Source organism: Alphaproteobacteria bacterium (assembly GCA_016699735.1).
Lineage (GTDB): Bacteria > Pseudomonadota > Alphaproteobacteria > Micavibrionales > Micavibrionaceae > JAGNKE01.
In genome coordinates, this window is the sequence record CP065008.1 from 2,358,557 (window position 1) to 2,377,627 (window position 19,071).

Annotated in this window: 18 protein-coding genes; 4 read left to right on the forward strand and 14 right to left on the reverse strand. The window is 55.0% G+C overall.

Going from position 1 to position 19,071, the window contains the following annotated elements:
• Positions 1-16 precede the first annotated feature (16 nt).
• The 6 genes from maf to IPN28_11800 form a co-directional block, all read right to left on the reverse strand.
• Positions 17-586, reverse strand: a complete 570-nt coding sequence (maf, locus tag IPN28_11775) for a septum formation protein Maf (protein QQS58625.1) — start codon at positions 584-586, stop codon at positions 17-19.
• A 1-nt stretch (position 587) separates the two neighbouring features.
• A complete protein-coding gene (gene infA / locus IPN28_11780; protein QQS56922.1) occupies positions 588-806 on the reverse strand; it encodes a translation initiation factor IF-1 in 219 nt (72 codons plus the stop codon).
• A 115-nt stretch (positions 807-921) separates the two neighbouring features.
• Complete coding sequence (locus IPN28_11785; GenBank protein QQS56923.1) at positions 922-1,416, reverse strand: UPF0262 family protein; 495 nt, start codon at positions 1,414-1,416, stop codon at positions 922-924.
• 2 nt (positions 1,417-1,418) lie between these two features.
• Positions 1,419-2,102 (reverse strand): ATP phosphoribosyltransferase, encoded by a 684-nt coding sequence (locus IPN28_11790; protein ID QQS56924.1) that lies wholly within the window; start codon positions 2,100-2,102, stop codon positions 1,419-1,421.
• A gap of 98 nt (positions 2,103-2,200) precedes the next feature.
• A complete protein-coding gene (locus IPN28_11795) occupies positions 2,201-3,235 on the reverse strand; it encodes an NAD(P)H-hydrate epimerase (GenBank protein QQS56925.1) in 1,035 nt (344 codons plus the stop codon).
• 100 nt (positions 3,236-3,335) lie between these two features.
• On the reverse strand, positions 3,336-3,611 hold the full coding sequence (locus IPN28_11800) for a hypothetical protein (GenBank protein QQS56926.1): 276 nt from the start codon (positions 3,609-3,611) through the stop codon (positions 3,336-3,338).
• A 72-nt stretch (positions 3,612-3,683) separates the two neighbouring features.
• Between IPN28_11800 and IPN28_11805 the strand changes: the two genes are divergently transcribed.
• Both IPN28_11805 and IPN28_11810 read left to right on the forward strand, forming a co-directional pair.
• On the forward strand, positions 3,684-4,448 hold the full coding sequence (locus tag IPN28_11805) for a hypothetical protein (GenBank protein QQS56927.1): 765 nt from the start codon (positions 3,684-3,686) through the stop codon (positions 4,446-4,448).
• 142 nt (positions 4,449-4,590) lie between these two features.
• Positions 4,591-5,367 carry a hypothetical protein gene (locus IPN28_11810; protein ID QQS56928.1) on the forward strand — a complete coding sequence of 259 codons (777 nt, stop codon included), beginning with the start codon at positions 4,591-4,593 and terminating at the stop codon, positions 5,365-5,367.
• 10 nt (positions 5,368-5,377) lie between these two features.
• On the opposite strand, the gene IPN28_11815 is transcribed toward IPN28_11810, so the two are convergent.
• Positions 5,378-6,076: a hypothetical protein gene (locus IPN28_11815; GenBank protein QQS56929.1), complete on the reverse strand. Its 699-nt coding sequence runs from the start codon at positions 6,074-6,076 to the stop codon at positions 5,378-5,380.
• Positions 6,077-6,434: 358 nt separating this feature from the next.
• On the opposite strand from IPN28_11815, the gene IPN28_11820 reads away from it, so the two are divergent.
• Positions 6,435-8,852, forward strand: a complete 2,418-nt coding sequence (locus IPN28_11820; protein ID QQS56930.1) for a FecR domain-containing protein — start codon at positions 6,435-6,437, stop codon at positions 8,850-8,852.
• A gap of 7 nt (positions 8,853-8,859) precedes the next feature.
• On the opposite strand, the gene IPN28_11825 is transcribed toward IPN28_11820, so the two are convergent.
• The 5 genes from IPN28_11825 to IPN28_11845 all read right to left on the reverse strand — a co-directional run bounded on the left by IPN28_11825 (position 8,860) and on the right by IPN28_11845 (position 15,036).
• On the reverse strand, positions 8,860-9,417 hold the full coding sequence (locus tag IPN28_11825; protein ID QQS56931.1) for a hypothetical protein: 558 nt from the start codon (positions 9,415-9,417) through the stop codon (positions 8,860-8,862).
• Positions 9,417-10,898, reverse strand: a complete 1,482-nt coding sequence (gene glpK, locus IPN28_11830; GenBank protein ID QQS56932.1) for a glycerol kinase GlpK — start codon at positions 10,896-10,898, stop codon at positions 9,417-9,419. The genes IPN28_11825 and glpK overlap by 1 nt, the downstream gene beginning before the upstream one ends.
• Before the next feature lie 78 nt (positions 10,899-10,976).
• Complete coding sequence (gene glpD / locus IPN28_11835; protein QQS56933.1) at positions 10,977-12,488, reverse strand: glycerol-3-phosphate dehydrogenase; 1,512 nt, start codon at positions 12,486-12,488, stop codon at positions 10,977-10,979.
• 74 nt (positions 12,489-12,562) lie between these two features.
• Positions 12,563-12,970, reverse strand: coding sequence for a response regulator (locus tag IPN28_11840; GenBank protein QQS56934.1), 408 nt, complete (start codon positions 12,968-12,970; stop codon positions 12,563-12,565).
• A 29-nt stretch (positions 12,971-12,999) separates the two neighbouring features.
• On the reverse strand, positions 13,000-15,036 hold the full coding sequence (locus IPN28_11845) for a response regulator (protein ID QQS56935.1): 2,037 nt from the start codon (positions 15,034-15,036) through the stop codon (positions 13,000-13,002).
• 180 nt (positions 15,037-15,216) lie between these two features.
• On the opposite strand from IPN28_11845, the gene IPN28_11850 reads away from it, so the two are divergent.
• The gene (locus IPN28_11850; GenBank protein ID QQS56936.1) at positions 15,217-16,584 is read left to right on the forward strand and encodes a YjbH domain-containing protein; all 1,368 of its coding nucleotides are present in this window, start codon (positions 15,217-15,219) and stop codon (positions 16,582-16,584) included.
• 222 nt (positions 16,585-16,806) lie between these two features.
• On the opposite strand, the gene IPN28_11855 is transcribed toward IPN28_11850, so the two are convergent.
• Positions 16,807-17,712 carry a hypothetical protein gene (locus tag IPN28_11855; GenBank protein QQS56937.1) on the reverse strand — a complete coding sequence of 302 codons (906 nt, stop codon included), beginning with the start codon at positions 17,710-17,712 and terminating at the stop codon, positions 16,807-16,809.
• Positions 17,713-17,852: 140 nt separating this feature from the next.
• Entirely contained in the window at positions 17,853-18,854 is a 1,002-nt protein-coding gene (locus IPN28_11860) for a hypothetical protein (GenBank protein QQS56938.1), read from the reverse strand.
• Between the last annotated feature and the right edge of the window lie 217 nt (positions 18,855-19,071).

Here is a 19,071-nt window from a genome sequence, read left to right on the forward strand (position 1 = left end):
AGTCGTTAAGATTATGTTATCCGAAGAAACCGTTTCCGGCCAGAAGCTGTTGCACATCATAAAGCGACAATCCCACGACATTGGAATAGGAACCTTGCAGGAAACTGACAAACACCGCCGCCCGCCCCTGGATGGCGTAGCCTCCCGCCTTGCCCTGCCATTCGCCGCTTTCAATATAAGTGTCGGTCTCGACGTCGTTCAGGGTTTTGAATTTGACGACGCTATCGCAAAGCCTGATCCGCCGCGCCCCCTCAGGCGTCATCAGGCAAATCCCGCCATAAACATGATGCCTGCGCCCGGAAAGCAACGCAAGACAGGCCCGCGCCTCCGCCTCCGTCTCCGCCTTGGGTAAAATCCGCCGCCCACACGCCACCACCGTATCGGCCGCCAGAACAAAAGCCCCCGCGGACTCTTTAGAAGAAAGCGCGGCCTCCGCCTTGGCCACAGCCAGCCGTTGCGCCAGGTCACGCGGCAATTCGCCCTTCAAGGGCGTTTCGTCGATTTCTGTAGGAACAACTTGGGCAGGTGAAAGTCCGATCTGCGCCAGCAGGTCCAGCCGCCGGGGCGATGCGGATGCGAGGATCAGCTTATTTTTCACGGAAGATAATGCGGCCCTTGGTCAAATCGTAGGGCGTCATTTCAACCACGACAGAGTCCCCTTGCAGGACACGGATGCGGTTTTTCCGCATTTTTCCGGCGGTATGGGCCAGAATGATGTGGTCATTCTCCAGCTTCACCCGGAACATCGCGTTCGGGAGGATTTCGGTGACAACACCCTTAAATTCGATCAACTCTTCTTTGGCCATGAACTCGTCTATTGATTAAAGTCTTGAGGACCGTAACGTTCTACACCCTTGCCGCGCCGGAAAGCAACGGCAAATTCAGCAAAAAAGCCGGATACTGCACAAAAAGGATAAAAAATCAGCGCCAAGCTAGAACTTTCCCGCCATGAAGAACGCAAATCAGGGTAAAAAGCCGCCGCGCCGTATCCAAATCCATCTGAATCTTTTCCCGCAGCCGTTCCATCAGCATCTCCGCCCCCTCATTATGCAGCCCCCGACGCCCCATATCGATAGCCTCGATCCGCGAAGGCTTTCCCTCACGCTTGGCCTCATCGTAGCTCTGCACGATCATAAAATAATCGCGGATCAGCTTCTGATAGGGTTTGATGGACAAAACCAGCATCGGCAAATCATGACCCGCCTCATTGGCGATGCGGAACACGAGCCGATTCTCCTCGATCGACAGGTCAAGGTCATAGGGGCCGAGGGAGTCGTTGACCGGTTGAAAAAAACTGTCATGTTTCAAATCGCGCAGCGCCGTTTCATGATCGCGCTGGATAAGGCTTTTATCCTCAACACCGCACAGCCCCCGGAGGGAAAAAGTGCGAATACGGCTGTTAGGGGCTGATTTCATTTTTATTTTCCTGATATGCCCGCTGTGGATAAAGCCCGCCGGAACGCCTCGATCCACCGCCCCGTTTCCTCGGGCCGGGTTTTAAAGGCGCTGCGGTTGACGATTAATCGAGACGATACGTCCAGAATTTTTTCAACCTCGACAAGCTGATTGGCCTTGAGTGTTGACCCGGAAGAGACAAGGTCCACGATCCGGCGCACAAGACCCAGAGTCGGTGCAATCTCCATCGCGCCGTTGAGCTTGATGCATTCCGCCTGCACACCGCGCTTGGCGAAGTGCCGGGCCGTAAGCGAAGGATATTTCGTCGCAACACGGATATGGCTCCATTTGGAGGGGTCTTCGGCCTTGAGATCCTCCTCCCGCATTGCCACCGACAGGCGGCATTGGCCGATGCCAAGGTCCAGCGGCGAATAAAGTTCCGAATAATTGAACTCCTCAATCGCATCGCTGCCGACCACGCCGAGTTGCGCCCCGCCATAAGCCACGAAGGTCGCCACATCGAACGCCCGCACACGGATCAAATCCAGCGCCGGATGGTTGGTTGTAAACCGCAGCTTGCGGCTGTCCTCATCGAAAAAATCCGCCTCAGGCCGGATATCGCAGGCCACCAACAGCGGCGCCAGTTCCTGCAAAATGCGCCCCTTCGGAACGGCAAAAATCAGCTTTGGTGGAGATTCGGATTTCATGGGAATGACTTACGGAAAAAAACAGGCCACGGCAAGAGTTTTTGCCGCATTGCACCATCATGAGCCTCCGCGCATAAAAATGCAAGCCGGAGCGTCGATCACCCGCCCATATGCGCGAGATGATACAGAGCCGCACACGCCGCCTCCCGCACACTGAACTTTCGCTCGACAAGACCGGAGATAAGGTTCTCGATCCGCACCTCGATCTCCTTCTTCCGCGCCTTCTCAGGCGCATGAGGGGTGATCAACACCTCCCCCTCCGGCGTCGCCAGAATAAAATCCGGCCTGGTCTGGATGACATAACATTCCCCATCTACGGCCTGCTGCCGCAAAAACGCCAGAGGATCGACGATGCTCTGGTTCGTCTCGGCAAACTGCACCAGCCGTTTGTGAATCGCCCGCATCTCCGCCATTTCATTAAGCTCCCTGAGCGTGACTTTCGGCGGGATGAAAGTATTTTCCAGCGCCGCAAACCCCGCCTGCGCCACGCGGCTGTCGGGAATACCGATATCCGCAACCACGATAGGACCGCAATGCGCCGATCCGGGCAAGAGAACATGGCCCAGCTTCTTACGGCAGAACGTGACCGTCAGCTTGGCATGAGGCGTATGAAGGGCAGCCGCCCCTGTCGTGCCGTTCACCCCGCTCGGAATATCCACCGCGATGACCAGCGGCTTCGCTTTTTCTATTTTCTGGAAAACCTCAAGAACGGGCGAACGGAATTCCCCCTTGAACCCCGTCCCGAACACCGCATCGACCACCAATAAATCGGCGGTTATCGCGACATCCTCGAACCGCAGCACCTCCCCGCTCCACAGCTCCGCCGCCATTTTCGCATCCCCTTTGAGGGTTTCCAGCGGAACGCAGCTTGCCACCGCCACCGCCCACCCCTGCGCTTTCAGGAGCGCCGCGATGATAAACCCGTCCCCGCCATTATTCCCCGGCCCGCAGAGAACAAGGGTGTTCGAGGGCTGCACCCGTTCGATGATGATATCCGCCGCCGCCTGCCCCGCATTCTGCATCAGGGTAAAACCGGAAATACCGGATTCAATGGTGATCCGGTCGGCCTCGGACATTTGGGCGTTGGTGAGAAGTTCAGAGGGTTTGTTCAAAAAGTCATATTCAAAATTCATAAGCAGACAATCCCTGACCAGATTTTGAAATTCTGTCGGTATGATTTGAAAATAAAGCAGCACTTTTTCCCTGAAAAAATCATCATGTAAATGCCATTGACTACCGCCACAATAAACTGAAAGAAGCCAACACATCACATGGGCACGGGCATATTTTTTTTTCATAAACATACGAGCGTAAATTCACCACCTCCCCCGGAAACAAATTCTGGCTCTCGTCGACCCTGCAATTCTGCTCGAAAATAATCTGTCTAAGCGCGTTGTAATGCCGGTCAGCCCTCGAACCGTAATCCGCCTGCGAAATATACCCCAGCTCCGCAATGGTGACGGATTGCAGGAAACTGACGATCTCTTGCGGAATATGCGGCCGACCCATGGATTTGACAATAAACCTTCTTTTCTGAAATGATCGACAAAAAACCACACAATTATAAACAGAACAGGGACAATGACGGCAAAAGATTATCTCTCCAGAACCCTTGGCGCCCTTGGCCGCGCTTGGTCGCGTTCACCCGCTACATTTCTTGACCATGACATCAGAGACCCGCAAACCATCGCAAACCGCATGGTCGAAATGAACATGGGGGAGAACGAAGTGCGGCAATTCCCTGAAGCCATCCAGAGTTATAAAAAGGTCGATCCCCTGCAGTTGACGCTGGCGATGCGGACCTTGATGGAAAACGGCAGCGAATTGGCGGCAAAATACAGGCACCGAAGCCTGAGCATCGCCATGGGCGATTACCACGATATGGGCGAAGATTACACGCTGGCCACCATTCAATATACGATTGCCTACCTTCATGGCGACGACAAGAGCTTCTATCATATGGCGAATGAGGTTGAGGTGCGAAACCGCCCACGCGACCAGCAAGGCTATGAAAAAGCCATAAAATACCTGAGCTTCATCCCGGATGACGAAAAAAGCCTGCCTCTGATCGCGCAGGAGCTTCCTGAACTCGGAGAGGGCGCCTACCCGGCCGCTTATTACCAGGAAATCGTCAAGGCGATGCACGACCACCCGGAGCTCAAGCAGGCAATCCGGGCTGACTTCCTGCTCTACCGCGCCGCCGCAGCCGTTCACCATGGTCTCGATCGCAGCCGGGCCTGGGGAATGCATCTGGACGGCCAGAGAGCCGGCCCCACCGATCAAGCGTTAAAAAACCCTGTGATCCGCGATGCTTTCCAATATGATCGCCACACAAAGGAATTTTAGAGGCGCTTCCGTATCGCCGCGCCCCTACCATCGGCACGCCCGCCGGATCCGCAGTGACTGCAGCGGTGAATGGCTTGTATTTGACAATAAACCAGAATTTCTGAAATGATCATACAAAGAACGTGAATAAGGCACGGGTTGAATGTCCGCCACCGACTACCTATACAGAACCCTCGGCAGCCTCCGCAACCTCTGGCCTGCAGGCAAGCCGCACACTTTCATGGATCATGAAGTGTCCGAGTCCATGGCCATAGCCGACCATATGCTGGCTCGCGGCTTGGATGAGTTCGAGGTCGCTCAATTTATCGACGTGAGCTGCAACCACCGGAAGGTTAAATTTCCTGAATTTATCGGCGCTTTGAGAAAACTCTCCGACGCCGGAAGCCGGGTCGCGGACCAATACCGCAACACAGGCGCAGCCTTACAGATGGGTGACCGGCACGATATGGTCGGAGATTACGAACTGGCGGCGGTAAACTACATTCTGGCCTACCTGCACAACGACGACCGGGGCTTCATGCATATGGCCAAGGAAATCGAAGGCCGCAACGCCCGCCGCGACGCCGACGGATACGCAGACGCCATCTATTGGCTGGCAGAAAGCGAAGGCGACCCCGCACAGTCTTTGCAGGAAATGCTGGATATCAAGCTGAGGACAAATCTGGCCATCAACGTCTACCCTGAAGAATATTATCAGGATTTGATCAAGGTTATGAACGAAAACTCCGACATTCGTAAAGCCGCCCGCGCCGATTTCCTCGTCTATCGCGCTGCCGCCGCAGTTCGTCTCGATCTCGACCGCTCTCGTGCCTGGAAAATGCACCTCGACGGCCTGCAGGAGGGGCCGACCGATCAGGTCTTTAAGAACCCCTATATCCGCGACACTTTTGTCCGCGAACCCGTGACAAAAGATATATAGAAGTCCGCCCCTACCATCGGCACGCCCGACCGATCCGCATATACTCCCCGGGCGTATCCACCTTGCTTTGCAGACGGTTGATTTCATTTTCCGTTTCCTTGGCCACGCGCTTGATCGAAGAATCCATATACGCCTTTAATTTCTCTTTCTTGTCGGACGAACGCTGTAACTCATACGGCCCCCACCCCTGATACTGTCCGTAATTCGCAATACCGGCCCGCACGGACTCTTCAAACTTTTTCAGGTTCTTCTGTGTGATATCGCGGTTGATGGTGACATGGCGCATTTCATGATCCATCAGGGTCTTGAACTGGCACTTGCTCCGTGTGCTGGATTTGCCGAGGAAAATCGTCTGCTTCAGGATCAGGACCACATCCACCTTTTCCGGAATCAGGCAGGCCTGCCCCGTAAAGCTTTTCATTTTCTCCAAAAACTTAAGCTGGAACTGCACATCCATGAAAAACTCGGTGACGCCCAAGGCCTGAAGGTACGGACTGGCCGCCTGCCCGCCATGATAGCTGCGGAATTTCTGGGTAATCTGGGCATAGGACAAATCGGTGTTCAACTCGGGATCAGGCATATCAAGCCGGACAGAGACCTGCGCCCTCTCACCCGCCGCCGCGCAATCCAGTTCACCCATCTCCTGATATCTCAGAGCCGCGAAGACCAGGCCGACGATAAGAAGAAAATAAGACAGCTTGTTGATCATCGCAAAACCGCAGAACGGACCCTTCCTAACCCAAAGTCTTCAGGGAAACACTCTACCACCCCTTGAAGCCGCGGAGACTCCAAAAAATAATGGCCAAAATAAACTTCAGCACCCCCTTAAACAACATAAAATACTGATATATATGACGTTTTTTATTCGTATCTCTGTAAAAATTAACGAAAATTTTAGTCAATCCTTACGCGACTTTAATATTTTTCATATTAAAATTAACCCAGAGGTAGGCTTTAAGGCCCGCAAAACGCGGCAAAGCCGGAACCGGATAGAAGTTAAAAAGACGATTGATTTAATAAATTAAAGAAACGCACGGAACGCCGACAAGGGATAAAGGGCAAAAGCCATGACAGTCAAAGTCATCGAGGATTTCACGGAACATCTCGCGCAGCCGCAGCGCCTGACCCTGCCCGTTGAAGGTCCGCAGGTTGATCTGCCCTCCAGCCTTTACGTCCGCGACGCGGACCTCGCCCGCGACGGATCGGATCTCGTCCTCGAAACCGCAGAAGGAACAATCATGGTGGAGGGCTACTTCGCGCAAGCAACGCCCCCCGCCCTCGTCGCCCCCGATGGCACGATGCTGACCCCCGAACTCGTGCAATCTTTCCTGACCTCCGAAGCCAGATACGCCGACAACGCGCAGGGCATGACGGATGTCAGCCCGGTCGGCGCCGTGCAGGAAATCAAGGGCGAAGCCACCGTAACCCGCGCCGACGGCAAGGTCGAGGCTCTGGGCGTCGGCAGCCCGATCTATCAGGGCGACATTATCGAAACCAGCGAAGACGGCGCCGTGAATATCATGTTCATGGATGAAAGCACCTTCGCGGTCTCCAGCGATGCCCGTCTGGCCATCGACGAATATGTTTTCGATCCGACCACGCAGGGCGGATCGTCCAATTTCTCCGTCCTTAAGGGCGTGTTTGTCTTTACCTCCGGCCTGATCGGCCGCGAAGACCCCGACGATGTGCAGATCGACACCCCCGCCGGCTCCATTGGCATCCGCGGCACGATCATCCTCGGCAACGTGGACACGGGCGAAATCACCGTGATCGAAGGCGCCATCGTCCTCACCGACTATAGCGGCAATTCGGTCACCCTGTCCGACCAGTACGAAACCGCCCTCTTCATGCCTTCCGAGAACCGGATCGAGTTTCTGGGCAAGCTCAGCGCCGAGGACATCAGCAACCGTTACGAGGATGTATCCTCCGTCTCCTCCGACCTCTTCTCCACCATCCGGGAAGACGCCAACGCTGAAACAGGAGACAAGGAATCATCTCTGCAAAACGAATTTTTACTGACGGACGAAATGGTCGCCCCGGACAGCGGCTCAGGCACCCTGGAAACCGATCTGGTCAACTACGCCATGTCAGAAACCGTGAGCAGCGAAGACCCCGCAGCCCCCCCGGTCACCACACAAACCCAAGACCTCGTCGATCCGCCCTTCATGATTACGGTCGAAAAATTTGCTTTCGCCGAGAACGTTGCGGGCGCACCGGTAGCGCGCTTGTCGGCGCTGAACGCCGATTTCGCCGTGATTTTACTCGCCAGCGTCAGCCGCAACTTCTATGACATCGTCCGCGAAAGCGCGACGACCTTCCTCGTCTCACTCAAGCCCGGCGTGTCCATGGACTACGAAGACCCGGTAAATATCATATACTTTGGAACCGACCTGCAGGGCGGTTACGCCGCCAACATCACGACTACGGGCATGACCAACGTGGACGAAGCCACAACCCTGACCGGGGACGCGCCCAATAACGTCGGCAGTTCCAACTATTTCGCGGCATCGGATAATAATGACTGGTCCTACGACTTCAGCAAAGCCTTCTATGACCCCGAAGGCCAGATCGCCTCTTACAATGTGATCTCGGCGCCCGTAAACCCCGGCTTCGCCAGCTACTCTTTCAATCCCGTAACGGGCTTGATGCAAATCCAGATGAACAACACGCTCGACGGCTCCGATGAAGTCATCACCGTGCAGGCGCTGGACGCCTCAAGCAATATTCTGGCCACGACGACCATTACCTTTGATACCATAATCCAGGACAACTTCACCGGAATGATGGTCTCGAACAACGAGACCTTTAGCTCCTCGGGTGCGATCAGCGATACGGTCAACGTCAGTTCGAACTTCAACAATGTTTTCACCGACGATGGTAACGACAATATCATCGTGGCGGGGAACAACAGCAATATTATGGCGGGCGATGGCGACGATTCGATCAACCTGGTGGCCGGAAACTTCACCTTCCTGCATGGCGGCTCGGGTCACGACACGTTTGTTCTGGCGGAAATGGATACGGTCAAGGCTTACGGCGGCGATGACAGCGATTATTTCCGGCTGTCCTCCACGGCTGTGAACGACCTGGAGACATACACCGCCGGCCTGATTCTGGATGGCGGCAGCGATAATCTCAGCAGTTCTAATGCCGGCGACATCATGATCCTGGATACGGCAGGCGGCATTGACTTCACAACCATTGATGACGCGATTATCAAAAATATCGAAACCCTGAGATCGGATAACGGCCTTGCAAATACCATAACTCTGGATTACACCAGCGTTGTCGCGATGACGGATAACGACAAGATCCTGATCATCGACATGGACGGAAACGACACGCTGAACTTCACCAACGGCTCGGGCAATACCTTCTATTCCGCGGGCCAGACCAACAACGCGGGCGAGACATACAACGTCTATACCGACGGCATTGTCACCCTGCTGATCGATAGCGAGGCCGGGGCCGTCGCCGTGGCTTAAACAACGATCAAGCCGAAAACTTATAAAAGTAAAAACTGTAGAAAACCGCCCAGCAGATTGTATTAACAATCAAAGCAGTCTTCACGCTCATCCGTTTCAGGAGAAAATATCCAACCGCCGCCGCAAGGCTGGTGACCAGCAAAAACCGCACCCCCCGCGCAATGACCGAATAAACTGCAAAAAGAACGGGGGAAAGCCCTATCTCCCCGCCCACGACCGCATAAATCTTATAGGGAACGCCGCTCAAACTCCCCGCCTGCATGACCACCAGCGGATGGCCTTCACGCATCGACTCCCGTGCGCCATCAATAAGCGCCGGACCGATCGCCGGAACGGTATCCAAAAACAGGCGGGCCGAATCAGAAGCGTACGCTCCATAGAGATACATCACCAACCCTCCGGCCAGAGCCCCCGCAATCACGAACGGGATATTCCTGTATCCTTCCCGGCGATTGACCAGGACGAGATAAGTCAACCAGATGTCGGGCACAAAAAAGAAAAAGGTCGCTTCGCCAAACCCCCAGAGCAAACTGATCGTACGCATCCGAAGCGGGGAAAGGGTCATCAAGAATAACTCTTCGCAACCGCCCGCTGCCATCCCGCATAAAGAACGTCCGCTTGATCGGCCGACATTTGCGGCTCGTAAACCGAAGCCGCCGTCCAATGCGCGGCGCTGTCTTCAAGACTCTTGAAGACTCCTGCCCGTACGCCCGCCAAACAAGCCACCCCCCACGCCGTGCTTTCTTTAACTTTTGGCACCTCGATCCGCCGTTGCAACTGGTCGGCAAGGAACTGGCACATAAAACGATTCGCAACAAGCCCCCCATCAGCGCGTACAGCCGAAATCGCGCACCCCCCATCATCCTCCATGGCCAAAATCAGGTCACGCGTCTGATAGGCTTGCGCCTCCAGCGCCGCCCGTACGATCTGCGCCCGCGAACTGTCCCGCACAAGGCCGCAAATCACGCCCCGCGCCTCCGGTTTCCAGAATGGCGCCCCCAACCCGGTAAAGGCTGGAACGAAGTACACCCCTCCGGTGGAATCGACCGAGAGTGCCAAAGCTTCAGTTTCGGCAGCGTTTTTAATCAGCCCAAGATTATCCCGAAGAAACTGAATCGCCGTCCCGGCATTGAAGATCGCCCCCTCCAGCGCATAATGCGTCCGCCCGTCCACGCGGTACCCCACCGTAGTCAGGAGGCGGTTCGCAGACTCCCGGCAATCCGTCCCCGTATTCATCAGGGCAAAACACCCCGTGCCGTAGGTCGCCTTCACCATCCCCGGCGAAAAACACCCCTGCCCGATCAGCGCAGCCTGCTGGTCTCCCGCCATCCCGTAAATAGGACATTCTTGGCTAAATTTATCGTCAATTATTTGGCCACAATCAGCCATGTTGTCCAATATAACTGGCATAATCTCAAGGGGTATATCAAAAAGCTCCAAAAGATCGTTGTCCCATTTATTTTCATGGATATTATACAGCATGGTGCGCGAGGCATTGGTGGCATCCGTGGCATGGACCCGCCCCTGCGTGAGATGCCAGAGCAAAAAACAATCGACCGTCCCGAACGCCAGATCGCCCGACCGCGCCAGCGCCTCCGCCCCCTCGACGTGATCGAGAATCCATTTGATCTTGGTCGCGGAAAAATAAGGATCGAGCAGCAGCCCGGTCTTGCGGGTAATGATCTCCTCCACCCCCGCCCGCTTCAAATCCGCGCAGAGTCCGGCCGTACGTCTGTCCTGCCAGACAATGGCGTTATAGATCGGCTCCCCCGTCTTGCGGTTCCACAGGATGGTCGTCTCCCGCTGATTGGTGATCCCCGCCGCCGCGATCCGCCGCACATCCTTCTTTAAATCCTTGGTCACCGAACGCATCGCCCACAGCGTATCCTTAAGGATATCGAATGGCCTCTGCTCCACCCACCCGTCCTGCGGGTAATGGAGCGTCAACTCCTTTTGCCGCAACGCGACCACCTCGCCCATCGCATTGAAAACGATGGCCCGCGAACTGCTGGTCCCCTGATCGATGGATAAGAGATAATCCGTCATGACGATGCCGGCCGAAGAAGAATCAAAAAATGAAAAACGAGTCACAAGACTCTGGAAGGAAAGGACGAACGTCCGAATCTATTTTACTATGGCCGCAAGGGCGCTGGCAACATTCTGCGCGGTCTCATCCGTAACTTGTAAACCGAGTTTTGTCCGCCGCCAGAGAACGTCATCCTCGGTCAGCGCCCACTCATGCTCGGCCAGATAGCGCAACTCGGCCTCGTAAATATGCTGCCCGCAATACTCACCGAGTTCCTTGAGGCTCTGCGCCTCCCCGACGATCATGTCGATCCGCGTCCCGTACGTTTTAACATAACGGGAAACCAGCTCCTCGGGCAGCCACGGATACTTTGATTTTTGCAGGCTCAGAAATTCGGTAAAACTCTTGCCCTTGAAATCCCCCCCGATCAGCGGCTGATCCGCCGTCCAAGGGTCGGCCACAGCCTTGATCAGGTTGAGCGATAAATCCACAACCTTCTCCGCCAGCGACCGGAAAGTCGTGAGCTTGCCCCCGAAAACCGAAATCATCGGCGCATCAAGCTTTTTGTGATGATAAAGCCTGTATTCTCGGGAAACGGAGCTGACCTCCTTCTTGCCGTCATCCAGCAGGGGCCGTACCCCGCTGAAGGTAAAAAGCGCATCCTCCGGCAGGATCGGTTTCTTGAACGTTTTGTTGTAAGCCTCGCAAAGATAAGACATTTCATCCTCGGTCGCCATCGCGTCCTTGGGGTCGCCCGTATATTCGGTCTCGGTCGTCCCGACAAGGGTAAAATCCTTCTCGTAAGGAATAACGAAAACCCCGCGCTTGTCCGGCTGCTGCAACAGATAGACGTGCTTTCCCTCGATCTGGCGCGGCAGGATGATATGGCTCCCCTGCACCAGCCGCACTTGGGGAAGATCGGGATCGTTCTCCGAAAGCCCCGTGCCTTCCAGAAAACGCCGCACCCACGGCCCGGTCGCATTAATCACGCAGGACGCCTTCACACTGGCATCCTGCCCCGTCCGGCGGTCATGCAGTGAGATAATCCACGAACCGCCCTCGGCCTTCAGCCCCGTGCAGATTGTACGCGTGCGGATATCCGCTCCGTTTTCCGCCGCATCGACGGCATTCATGACCACAAGGCGCGTATCGTCGCCCCACGCGTCGGAATAAAGGAACCCTTTCTTGAATTCCGGCCGGAGATGAGCGCCGAAAGACTGCAGCGGAAGATTATTCACCTGCCGCGCCGGCTTGAAGCGTGTTTTTCCGGCCAACCGCCCATAGAGCCAGAACCCGAGCTGGATTTTCCACAGCGGCCGCCCCCGCCCGTCCAGCGGCAGCACAAACTCCATCGGCCGCACCAGATGCGGCGCCGTGCGGTGCAAAATCTCGCGCTCCCGCAGGCTTTCCTTGACCAGCTTGAAATTCCGGTATTCAAGATACCGCAACCCGCCATGGATCAGCTTGGTGCTGGCCGAGGACGTGCCGCTGGCCAGATCGTCCCCCTCGACCAGAACAACGGTCAAACCGCGTCCGGCGGCGTCACGGGCGATCCCCGCGCCGTTAATCCCGCCCCCGATAATGCACAAATCATAATGCTGGTCTGTCATGGCCCGATCAGATTACATGATCGTCCCTGCGCTGAAAAGCAAAAGGGAAAAAGAAAATTAAAACTTTAAGAGTTTTATTTATCGCCCTTTTTTGAAACGATAATTCTCATTTTCGCCTCAAGTAGCGCTGCCGAAAAAGGCTTTTTGATAAATCCTGTGACCCCGCATTTTTTTGCTTCTGTCACGGAATTCATATCCCCCCGCCCCGTCACCATCAGGAACGGCGTCTCGGGATCGACGCTGCGGACCTGCCGGAGAAACTCAACCCCCGTCATCCCCGGCATATTCCAGTCGCAGAGGATGAAATCGACCAGATCGAAGGCGGAATCGAAGAAACTTAACCCCTCCCGCCCGTTTGAAGCTTCGAAAATCTGCGTGACCCCCAGTTCGCTGAGCATATTCCGCATCATCGCCCGCGCCTCACTCTGATCCTCGACGATAAGAACTTTTAAATCTCCAAGTTTCTGCGCGGCTTTAGCCATAAGATATTTCCTTAATAAAATGCATGGAGTTAATGAACCTGGTCCGAAGTGGAAACCCAGTGCGGTTTGACCTCGTCCGAAATATTGGACGCCGCATCGGGGAAATTATTGTTAAGTGTTTCAAAAAGCGTGAGAACCAGACGGTTATAATCGACCGGTTTGGGAATGAAGATTGCCGTTTCAGGAACCTCTATGGGCGCCATCTCCCCGCTGCCCGGATAGCCGGACATAAAAACAACCTTGATTTCGGGCCTCAGCGAACAGAGCAAAGTCGCCAGCTTCACCCCGTTCATCTCCGGCATCATCACATCCGAAAGCAGAAGATCGACATCCCCTTCATAATCGTCCTGAACGACCAGCGCCTCATTGCCATTCGATGCCCGCAGAACCGTGGCCTCCATCTTTTCCAGCATCTCGGAGACGATCCTGAGCAAATCCGGCTCATCCTCCGCGACCAGAATCGTATAACCCTTGAGCTTGAGCGTTGCCGGATCGCGGACAGTACCGCTCAGAACCTTGGACACCGACGCCTCGCTGAGCGGCAGGAAAACACTGATCGCCGTCCCCTCCCCCAGCCGGGAATCGACGCCGACCCCCCCGCCCATCTCGCGCACCAGCCCGTAGACGATCGAAAGCCCCAGCCCTGTCCCCTTGCCCTGCGGCTTGGTGGTAAAGAACGGATCGAATATCTTTTCCAGAACTTTCGGCTCGATCCCGGTTCCGGTATCGGAGACGGTCAGCTTCGCAAAACGCTTCTCCTGCGTTCGCTTTTTAACCTTTTCGGGCAATTCCGAGCGCCCGCAGCTCCGCAGATCGACACTCAGCGTCCCGCCCCCCGGCATGGCATCCCGAGCGTTAACCACAAGATTCATCAGGATTTGCGCGAGTGCGTCTGGCGTCCCGCTCACCCGCAAATCCGGCTCACTCGCCCGCACGGAAAAACGCACCGATGCCGGAACCAGAGGATCGAGGAGGATTTTCTGATCCTCCAGCAAATTCGACAAATCGAAAACATTTCGGGAAACAACCTTGTGGCGGCTAAAGGTCAGCATTTTATTGGTCAGCGCCGCCCCACGCTTGGCCGCACTCTGGATTTTTAGCAGATACTGGGCCACCTCCGACTGCGGATCCAGCCCCTTCGCCGCCATCAGCGAAAACCCGTCGATGATGGAGAGGACGTTGTTGAAATCATGTGCCACCCCGCCCGCCAGCTTGCCCAGAGCCTCCAGTTTCTGCCCCTGATACGCCTCCGCCTCGCGCAGCATCAGTTTTGTCGTATCGGTGAACACCCCGACGAACAGGTCGATCCGCCCCAGGGAATCCCTGACGGCCGAAAGCTTCATCGCAAACCAGCGCGTCTCCCGTCCATTCTTGACGGAAAACTCGATCTCCGCATCCTTGCCCACGACCACGGCCTGAATCAGAGAGGTGGCGATCTTCTCATTACGCGTGATGTCGGGCAAAACATCCCAGGATTTCCCGATCATCTGCTCCGGTTTCAAGCCGAAAAAGTCGCAGAACGCATTATTGACGAAGATGAACGGATTCCCCTCCACCTTCGGGTCGCTGACCACCAGCCCGTTGGTGGCGAACTGCATCGCTTTTTGCAGCCTGTAGTTGTTTTTATTAAGGTAAAGCAAGCTCTCCTCGCGCCGCCGATCGCGGCTGATATCCGTCATAACGAACAGCGTATGGCTCTCCGCCAGCGGCTTGGCCTCGACCACACACAGCGTCCCGTTCTCCAGCGCGACAACTTCGCGGAAATTGATGATTGAATTCGCGCCTGAACCCTCACCCAGCGTATTCTTGAGACTGACATCGACATCGACCGCATGATCGAAGAGATAGTCGATCAAATGCGGCAGCCGAAACCCCTTCCCGTCCGCACCTGCGCCCTTCAAGGCCGGAACGAAACCATACGCAACGGCGTTGGCGTACACCATCCGCCCCTCGGCGTTGAACATGATTTTACCCAGCGTATGGCTGTCCAAAGCCGCTTCCAGCACCTTGCGGTCGCAGCAATCCTGCGACGAAGGGCGTGAGCGTAAAAAAAACCGACTGAACATAGGCAGAGACCGCAAAGAAGAAAAAAGAACTACCCAAAATTGAAAACCAGACAACGCGGCCATGCAAGGAAATTGTTTCTTTGACATACACCCGTATATCGGCAAAAGTGATTTTACCGATTCGCTTTCTGCGTATAAAATAAGCAAGCGTTTTTTCAGATTTTCCACAGAATCATTTTCATGCGTATTCGATCCTTCCGGTGTTGGCAGATCCTGCTTCCGGTTTTGACCGGAACGATGCTGCTCGTCCCCGTCATGGCCCGCGCCGATGCCGCCTTCGAAACGCCCTTTCTCTCACAGCCTCTGGGTTTGAACACCACACCGGAAATCGAGCAGGATTCACAACAGGGAAAAAAAGCCGCAATCGCCAACAAAAATCATAAAAACACAACGGATCGAACTATAAATAAAAGTGCTGATAATATAAGCATTGAAAAGAACTTATACCTCCAGCCATTCAGCAACGCCCCGCAGCAAATTAGACAGGCCGCAAAAGAGATTTATACAAATAATCCACAGGCTCAATCCCTGCAGTTTCAACTGATTTCATACGGCCTGCGCGGCCCCGATCTGCGCCTGATAACCGCCGACCTGCGCCGCGCCGATACCCATCAGGGCAGCCCGCAGGAAATCTGGCGCAACGCCGAATTCACACGCGAAGGACAGGAGGCGGAGGAAACAACCCTCTGGCCGATGCGGCCCTATCTCTGGCTCATTCAGGACAATCAACTCGGATGGGAAGACGGGGGCGAGTCCGGCCTCCTCGCCCGCTCCTCCCTGATCGCCGAGGCCCGCGCCCCGGAAATCCTCAACCTCCTCACGCTCGGCGCCGCCTTCCGCCTGAACATCGCCGATAATCTGCACAGGATCGACGCGCCCCGCGCCCCCCTCCCGGTCCGCAGCGATGTGGAGAAATTCGCAGACCGTACAATCGGCCTCGAGCGCCTCTATGCGACAAGTTTCCACAGCCTGTCCCCCGAATGGCACACAGCCCTGAGCGCAGGCTATCTGGAGGAAATGGTGGCGGGCGTGGGCGGCGAAATCATCTACCGCCCGTTCAAATCCCGCTTCGCCCTCGGCGCGGAACTCTGGCAAACCTTCCGCCGTGATCCCGAAACCACGCTCAACCTCGGGCTGAATGGCGACCATGTGCTCACCGGGCATATCAACGCGTGGTACGACTGGCCGGAGCCGGATATAACCCTCCACCTGCAGGCCGGACGCTATCTGGCCGAGGATATCGGCCTCACGGCGGCTCTGGAGAAGGATTTCGTGAATGGCGCGAAACTCAAGGGCTTCATCACGGTCACCGACGGCGCGGATTCAGGCAATTTCGGCGAGGACACAAACACCACACAGGGCGTCAGCCTCTCCCTCCCGCTCGGCGGCGTTCCGCATATGCCGGACGGCAGCGCGTTCAGGCTCCGCGCCGAGCCCTTCGCCCGCGATACAGGCCAGACCGTGGACAAACCCGTCAGCCTCTATGAACTGACCGAACCTTTCACCCTCGGCCACATAGCAAGGTATTGGGAGAAGGTGGTGGAGTGAAAACGCAACGACCAAAACAAAGTACTTATAACTCTGGCTGGGTTCCCGCCTCGGAATTAAAGACTTCACCACTAACCAGAGTTCTGCGAAGTTCATGAAATTTTTCTTGCTCTGGAGGATGAACAACCGCCCCAGCCTCCAAACCTTCTCTATCGCAATTAATCTGCATTAAAGACATTTCGCCAAATTGTGGATAGCGTGTCTTAGGAAGCAAGGATAAATCTAGAGCGTCCTCCTCCGTACCGTATGCAAGAGTCTCTCGGCGATACCCCTTAGTAAACGGACCGTTGGTAATCCAGTCCGAGGCCTCCCCCGGACCATTACAGAGGGATACGCACTTTTGTTCAAAGCCTCATCCCTTCTGACATAGGCCTTTTTTGAGGCCTCCTGAACCTCTGTCTCAAGAAAAGGTTCCCTCATATGGTGAAGCTCCAATGCTTCGCAAACATTCCCGATATAGATGGCCCCCCGCAAGGCATCACTGGGAAAAAGAGTTCTGTGGCCGTGAATGACATAACCGTCCGCTTCTGCGTTCTTGGGAAAAACGTCATCGACGATGCAGTTCTTCAGAATTTTCAATCTGTAACGGTCGTCATGCGCCGCCCTAGCCGAAACGACAGAAGCGATATCTAGATTGTATTCCTGCATTTCAGAAAGCGGTTTAAAAATAACGCTATCCAAAGCATCATAGAATTTTTCTGCAATACCTTGATCGTAGTTTTTATAGTCAGGAGCCGGAGGCAGTTCGCCGCGCCTTTGGTCCAGCCAGTGCATAAAACGATTATCGGAATGTGCAGATAAAGCTTCTGTAAATTTAGTATCATCCTCTATGATATCGAACACGTAATCTCTGATTAAACTTGACCCGATTTGAGGATCAACACGAAAAGCCTCATCCAGGACGTCTTCAAAATCGGCATCTAAATCCCAGAAGACCAGCGGCCGACCAACGGCGTGGACAAATCCTGAATGCCAATATCCGCTATGGTTATTATCAGCATTGAAATACGTTCTGGCATCTTTTACACCACAACCGATATGTGAAGGCGCGAGTCTCCGTCTATAAGACAACTCTTCATCCCCCTCTTCTTTACCTAAAATTACAGACACAATTTCATCTTGTGTCATCGGGGTTACAACCTCAGGGCCATACGAAATGAACTTGGATGTCAGGGGAGAGAATCTGTCCAAACGATCTATGAAATACAAAGGCTCTGTATCTCTAATATACAAATCAGACACTCAAACTATCCTCTCAAAAAAAATAACTAAACCCCAAACTCCGGCGGCGTAAAATCCACAACCCGCCCTGCGGGCTGATAGGGCTGCACATACATCCGATCATGATAGCGTTCGGGAACCTGCTCCGCCAGTTCGGGCGAAACGGTCAGAATTCCATCATTCACAAAGCGCGCCTTGTTCTGGCGCAAAATCTCGGGATCCTCAGGATAAACATAATTTGCCATCACCCCGTGCGCGAGTTCAAAATCCAGCTTGCTGTCCTGATTCTCCGCCCGGATCGCCGCCAGTAATGCCCCCATCCCCGCCATGTGGAAAGACTGCACGGGATCGTTACTGCGGAAAATTCCGCCATTCGCCCCCTGCACGGGCATCAAGTAATCGAAGGCATGATCCTTAAGCTCCTGCCCGTCGATCCGCACGGTCGTCACCCCCTGCTCGGCCAGCCAGCTTGCAAACCCCTTGGTCCCCGCGCGCAACGGCGAAAGCGTGGACAGCACAGCCCCCGGCGCCTGCGAATAAACATAAGAATGAACATTCCCGATCAGCGTCTCACCCGCCTTCGGGAAGTTCGAGGAAATCGTATACGGCACGATCACCTTAGGGGAATCACCCAGCGCGATAACGGGCGATTTCAAAATCGGCTTGATCCGGTCGGGAAGCTGCGGCTGATCGTTCCAGTAAGTATAGACCACCGCCGTTGGAAACCACTTCCCCGCCTCGTCCTGCACCGCCATCGCCATCGCCAGCTTGTTGGTGCCCGGCTCGCCCAGCCGCCCGACAAGCTGCTCGGCCCGCTTGGGCGCATGAACGGCATCGAACAACCGCTCATGAATACCTTCGAACGCGCTATCCTGCGTCACGACGACAAACTGCTGCGCGGGCGTAATTCGCGCAATCGCGGCCTTGAGCGCCTCCTGCCCCTCTTCGTCCAATCGGTTTTTATGCGGCGAGAGTTGCTCATAGATTGCCACGGCATCGCCGAGACTCAGCGCATTTTCGCCGGAAGGAGGGTGTGAATCGAACATCATGAATTCCCGCTAAAAAAACTTTACTCCCTATATTATAGACAACAATGCCGGATAGACGTCAACATTTTGATAATTTTATTGCGCCGCACAACAGATTTCATAAAAGGAAGTCGCCCCGGCGCAAGCCACCTTCACCTCTCCCCGCCTGCGGGGAGAGGGATCAAGGGTGAGGGGAAAACATTGAACATATTCCCGCTTTCGCAGGAATGACAAAAGA

Bases quoted from the DNA above. Each gene is read 5' to 3' on its own strand.
- infA (QQS56922.1), bottom strand. From the start codon at position 806: ATGGCCAAAGAAGAGTTGATCGAATTTAAGGGTGTTGTCACCGAAATC.
- IPN28_11785 (QQS56923.1), bottom strand. From the start codon at position 1,416: ATGAAATCAGCCCCTAACAGCCGTATTCGCACTTTTTCCCTCCGGGGG.
- IPN28_11790 (QQS56924.1), bottom strand. From the start codon at position 2,102: ATGAAATCCGAATCTCCACCAAAGCTGATTTTTGCCGTTCCGAAGGGG.
- IPN28_11795 (QQS56925.1), bottom strand. From the start codon at position 3,235: ATGAATTTTGAATATGACTTTTTGAACAAACCCTCTGAACTTCTCACC.
- IPN28_11800 (QQS56926.1), bottom strand. From the start codon at position 3,611: ATGGGTCGGCCGCATATTCCGCAAGAGATCGTCAGTTTCCTGCAATCC.
- IPN28_11805 (QQS56927.1), top strand. From the start codon at position 3,684: ATGACGGCAAAAGATTATCTCTCCAGAACCCTTGGCGCCCTTGGCCGC.
- IPN28_11810 (QQS56928.1), top strand. From the start codon at position 4,591: ATGTCCGCCACCGACTACCTATACAGAACCCTCGGCAGCCTCCGCAAC.
- IPN28_11815 (QQS56929.1), bottom strand. From the start codon at position 6,076: ATGATCAACAAGCTGTCTTATTTTCTTCTTATCGTCGGCCTGGTCTTC.
- IPN28_11820 (QQS56930.1), top strand. From the start codon at position 6,435: ATGACAGTCAAAGTCATCGAGGATTTCACGGAACATCTCGCGCAGCCG.
- IPN28_11825 (QQS56931.1), bottom strand. From the start codon at position 9,417: ATGACCCTTTCCCCGCTTCGGATGCGTACGATCAGTTTGCTCTGGGGG.
- glpK (QQS56932.1), bottom strand. From the start codon at position 10,898: ATGACGGATTATCTCTTATCCATCGATCAGGGGACCAGCAGTTCGCGG.
- glpD (QQS56933.1), bottom strand. From the start codon at position 12,488: ATGACAGACCAGCATTATGATTTGTGCATTATCGGGGGCGGGATTAAC.
- IPN28_11840 (QQS56934.1), bottom strand. From the start codon at position 12,970: ATGGCTAAAGCCGCGCAGAAACTTGGAGATTTAAAAGTTCTTATCGTC.
- IPN28_11845 (QQS56935.1), bottom strand. From the start codon at position 15,036: ATGTTCAGTCGGTTTTTTTTACGCTCACGCCCTTCGTCGCAGGATTGC.
- IPN28_11850 (QQS56936.1), top strand. From the start codon at position 15,217: ATGCGTATTCGATCCTTCCGGTGTTGGCAGATCCTGCTTCCGGTTTTG.
- IPN28_11855 (QQS56937.1), bottom strand. From the start codon at position 17,712: ATGACACAAGATGAAATTGTGTCTGTAATTTTAGGTAAAGAAGAGGGG.
- IPN28_11860 (QQS56938.1), bottom strand. From the start codon at position 18,854: ATGATGTTCGATTCACACCCTCCTTCCGGCGAAAATGCGCTGAGTCTC.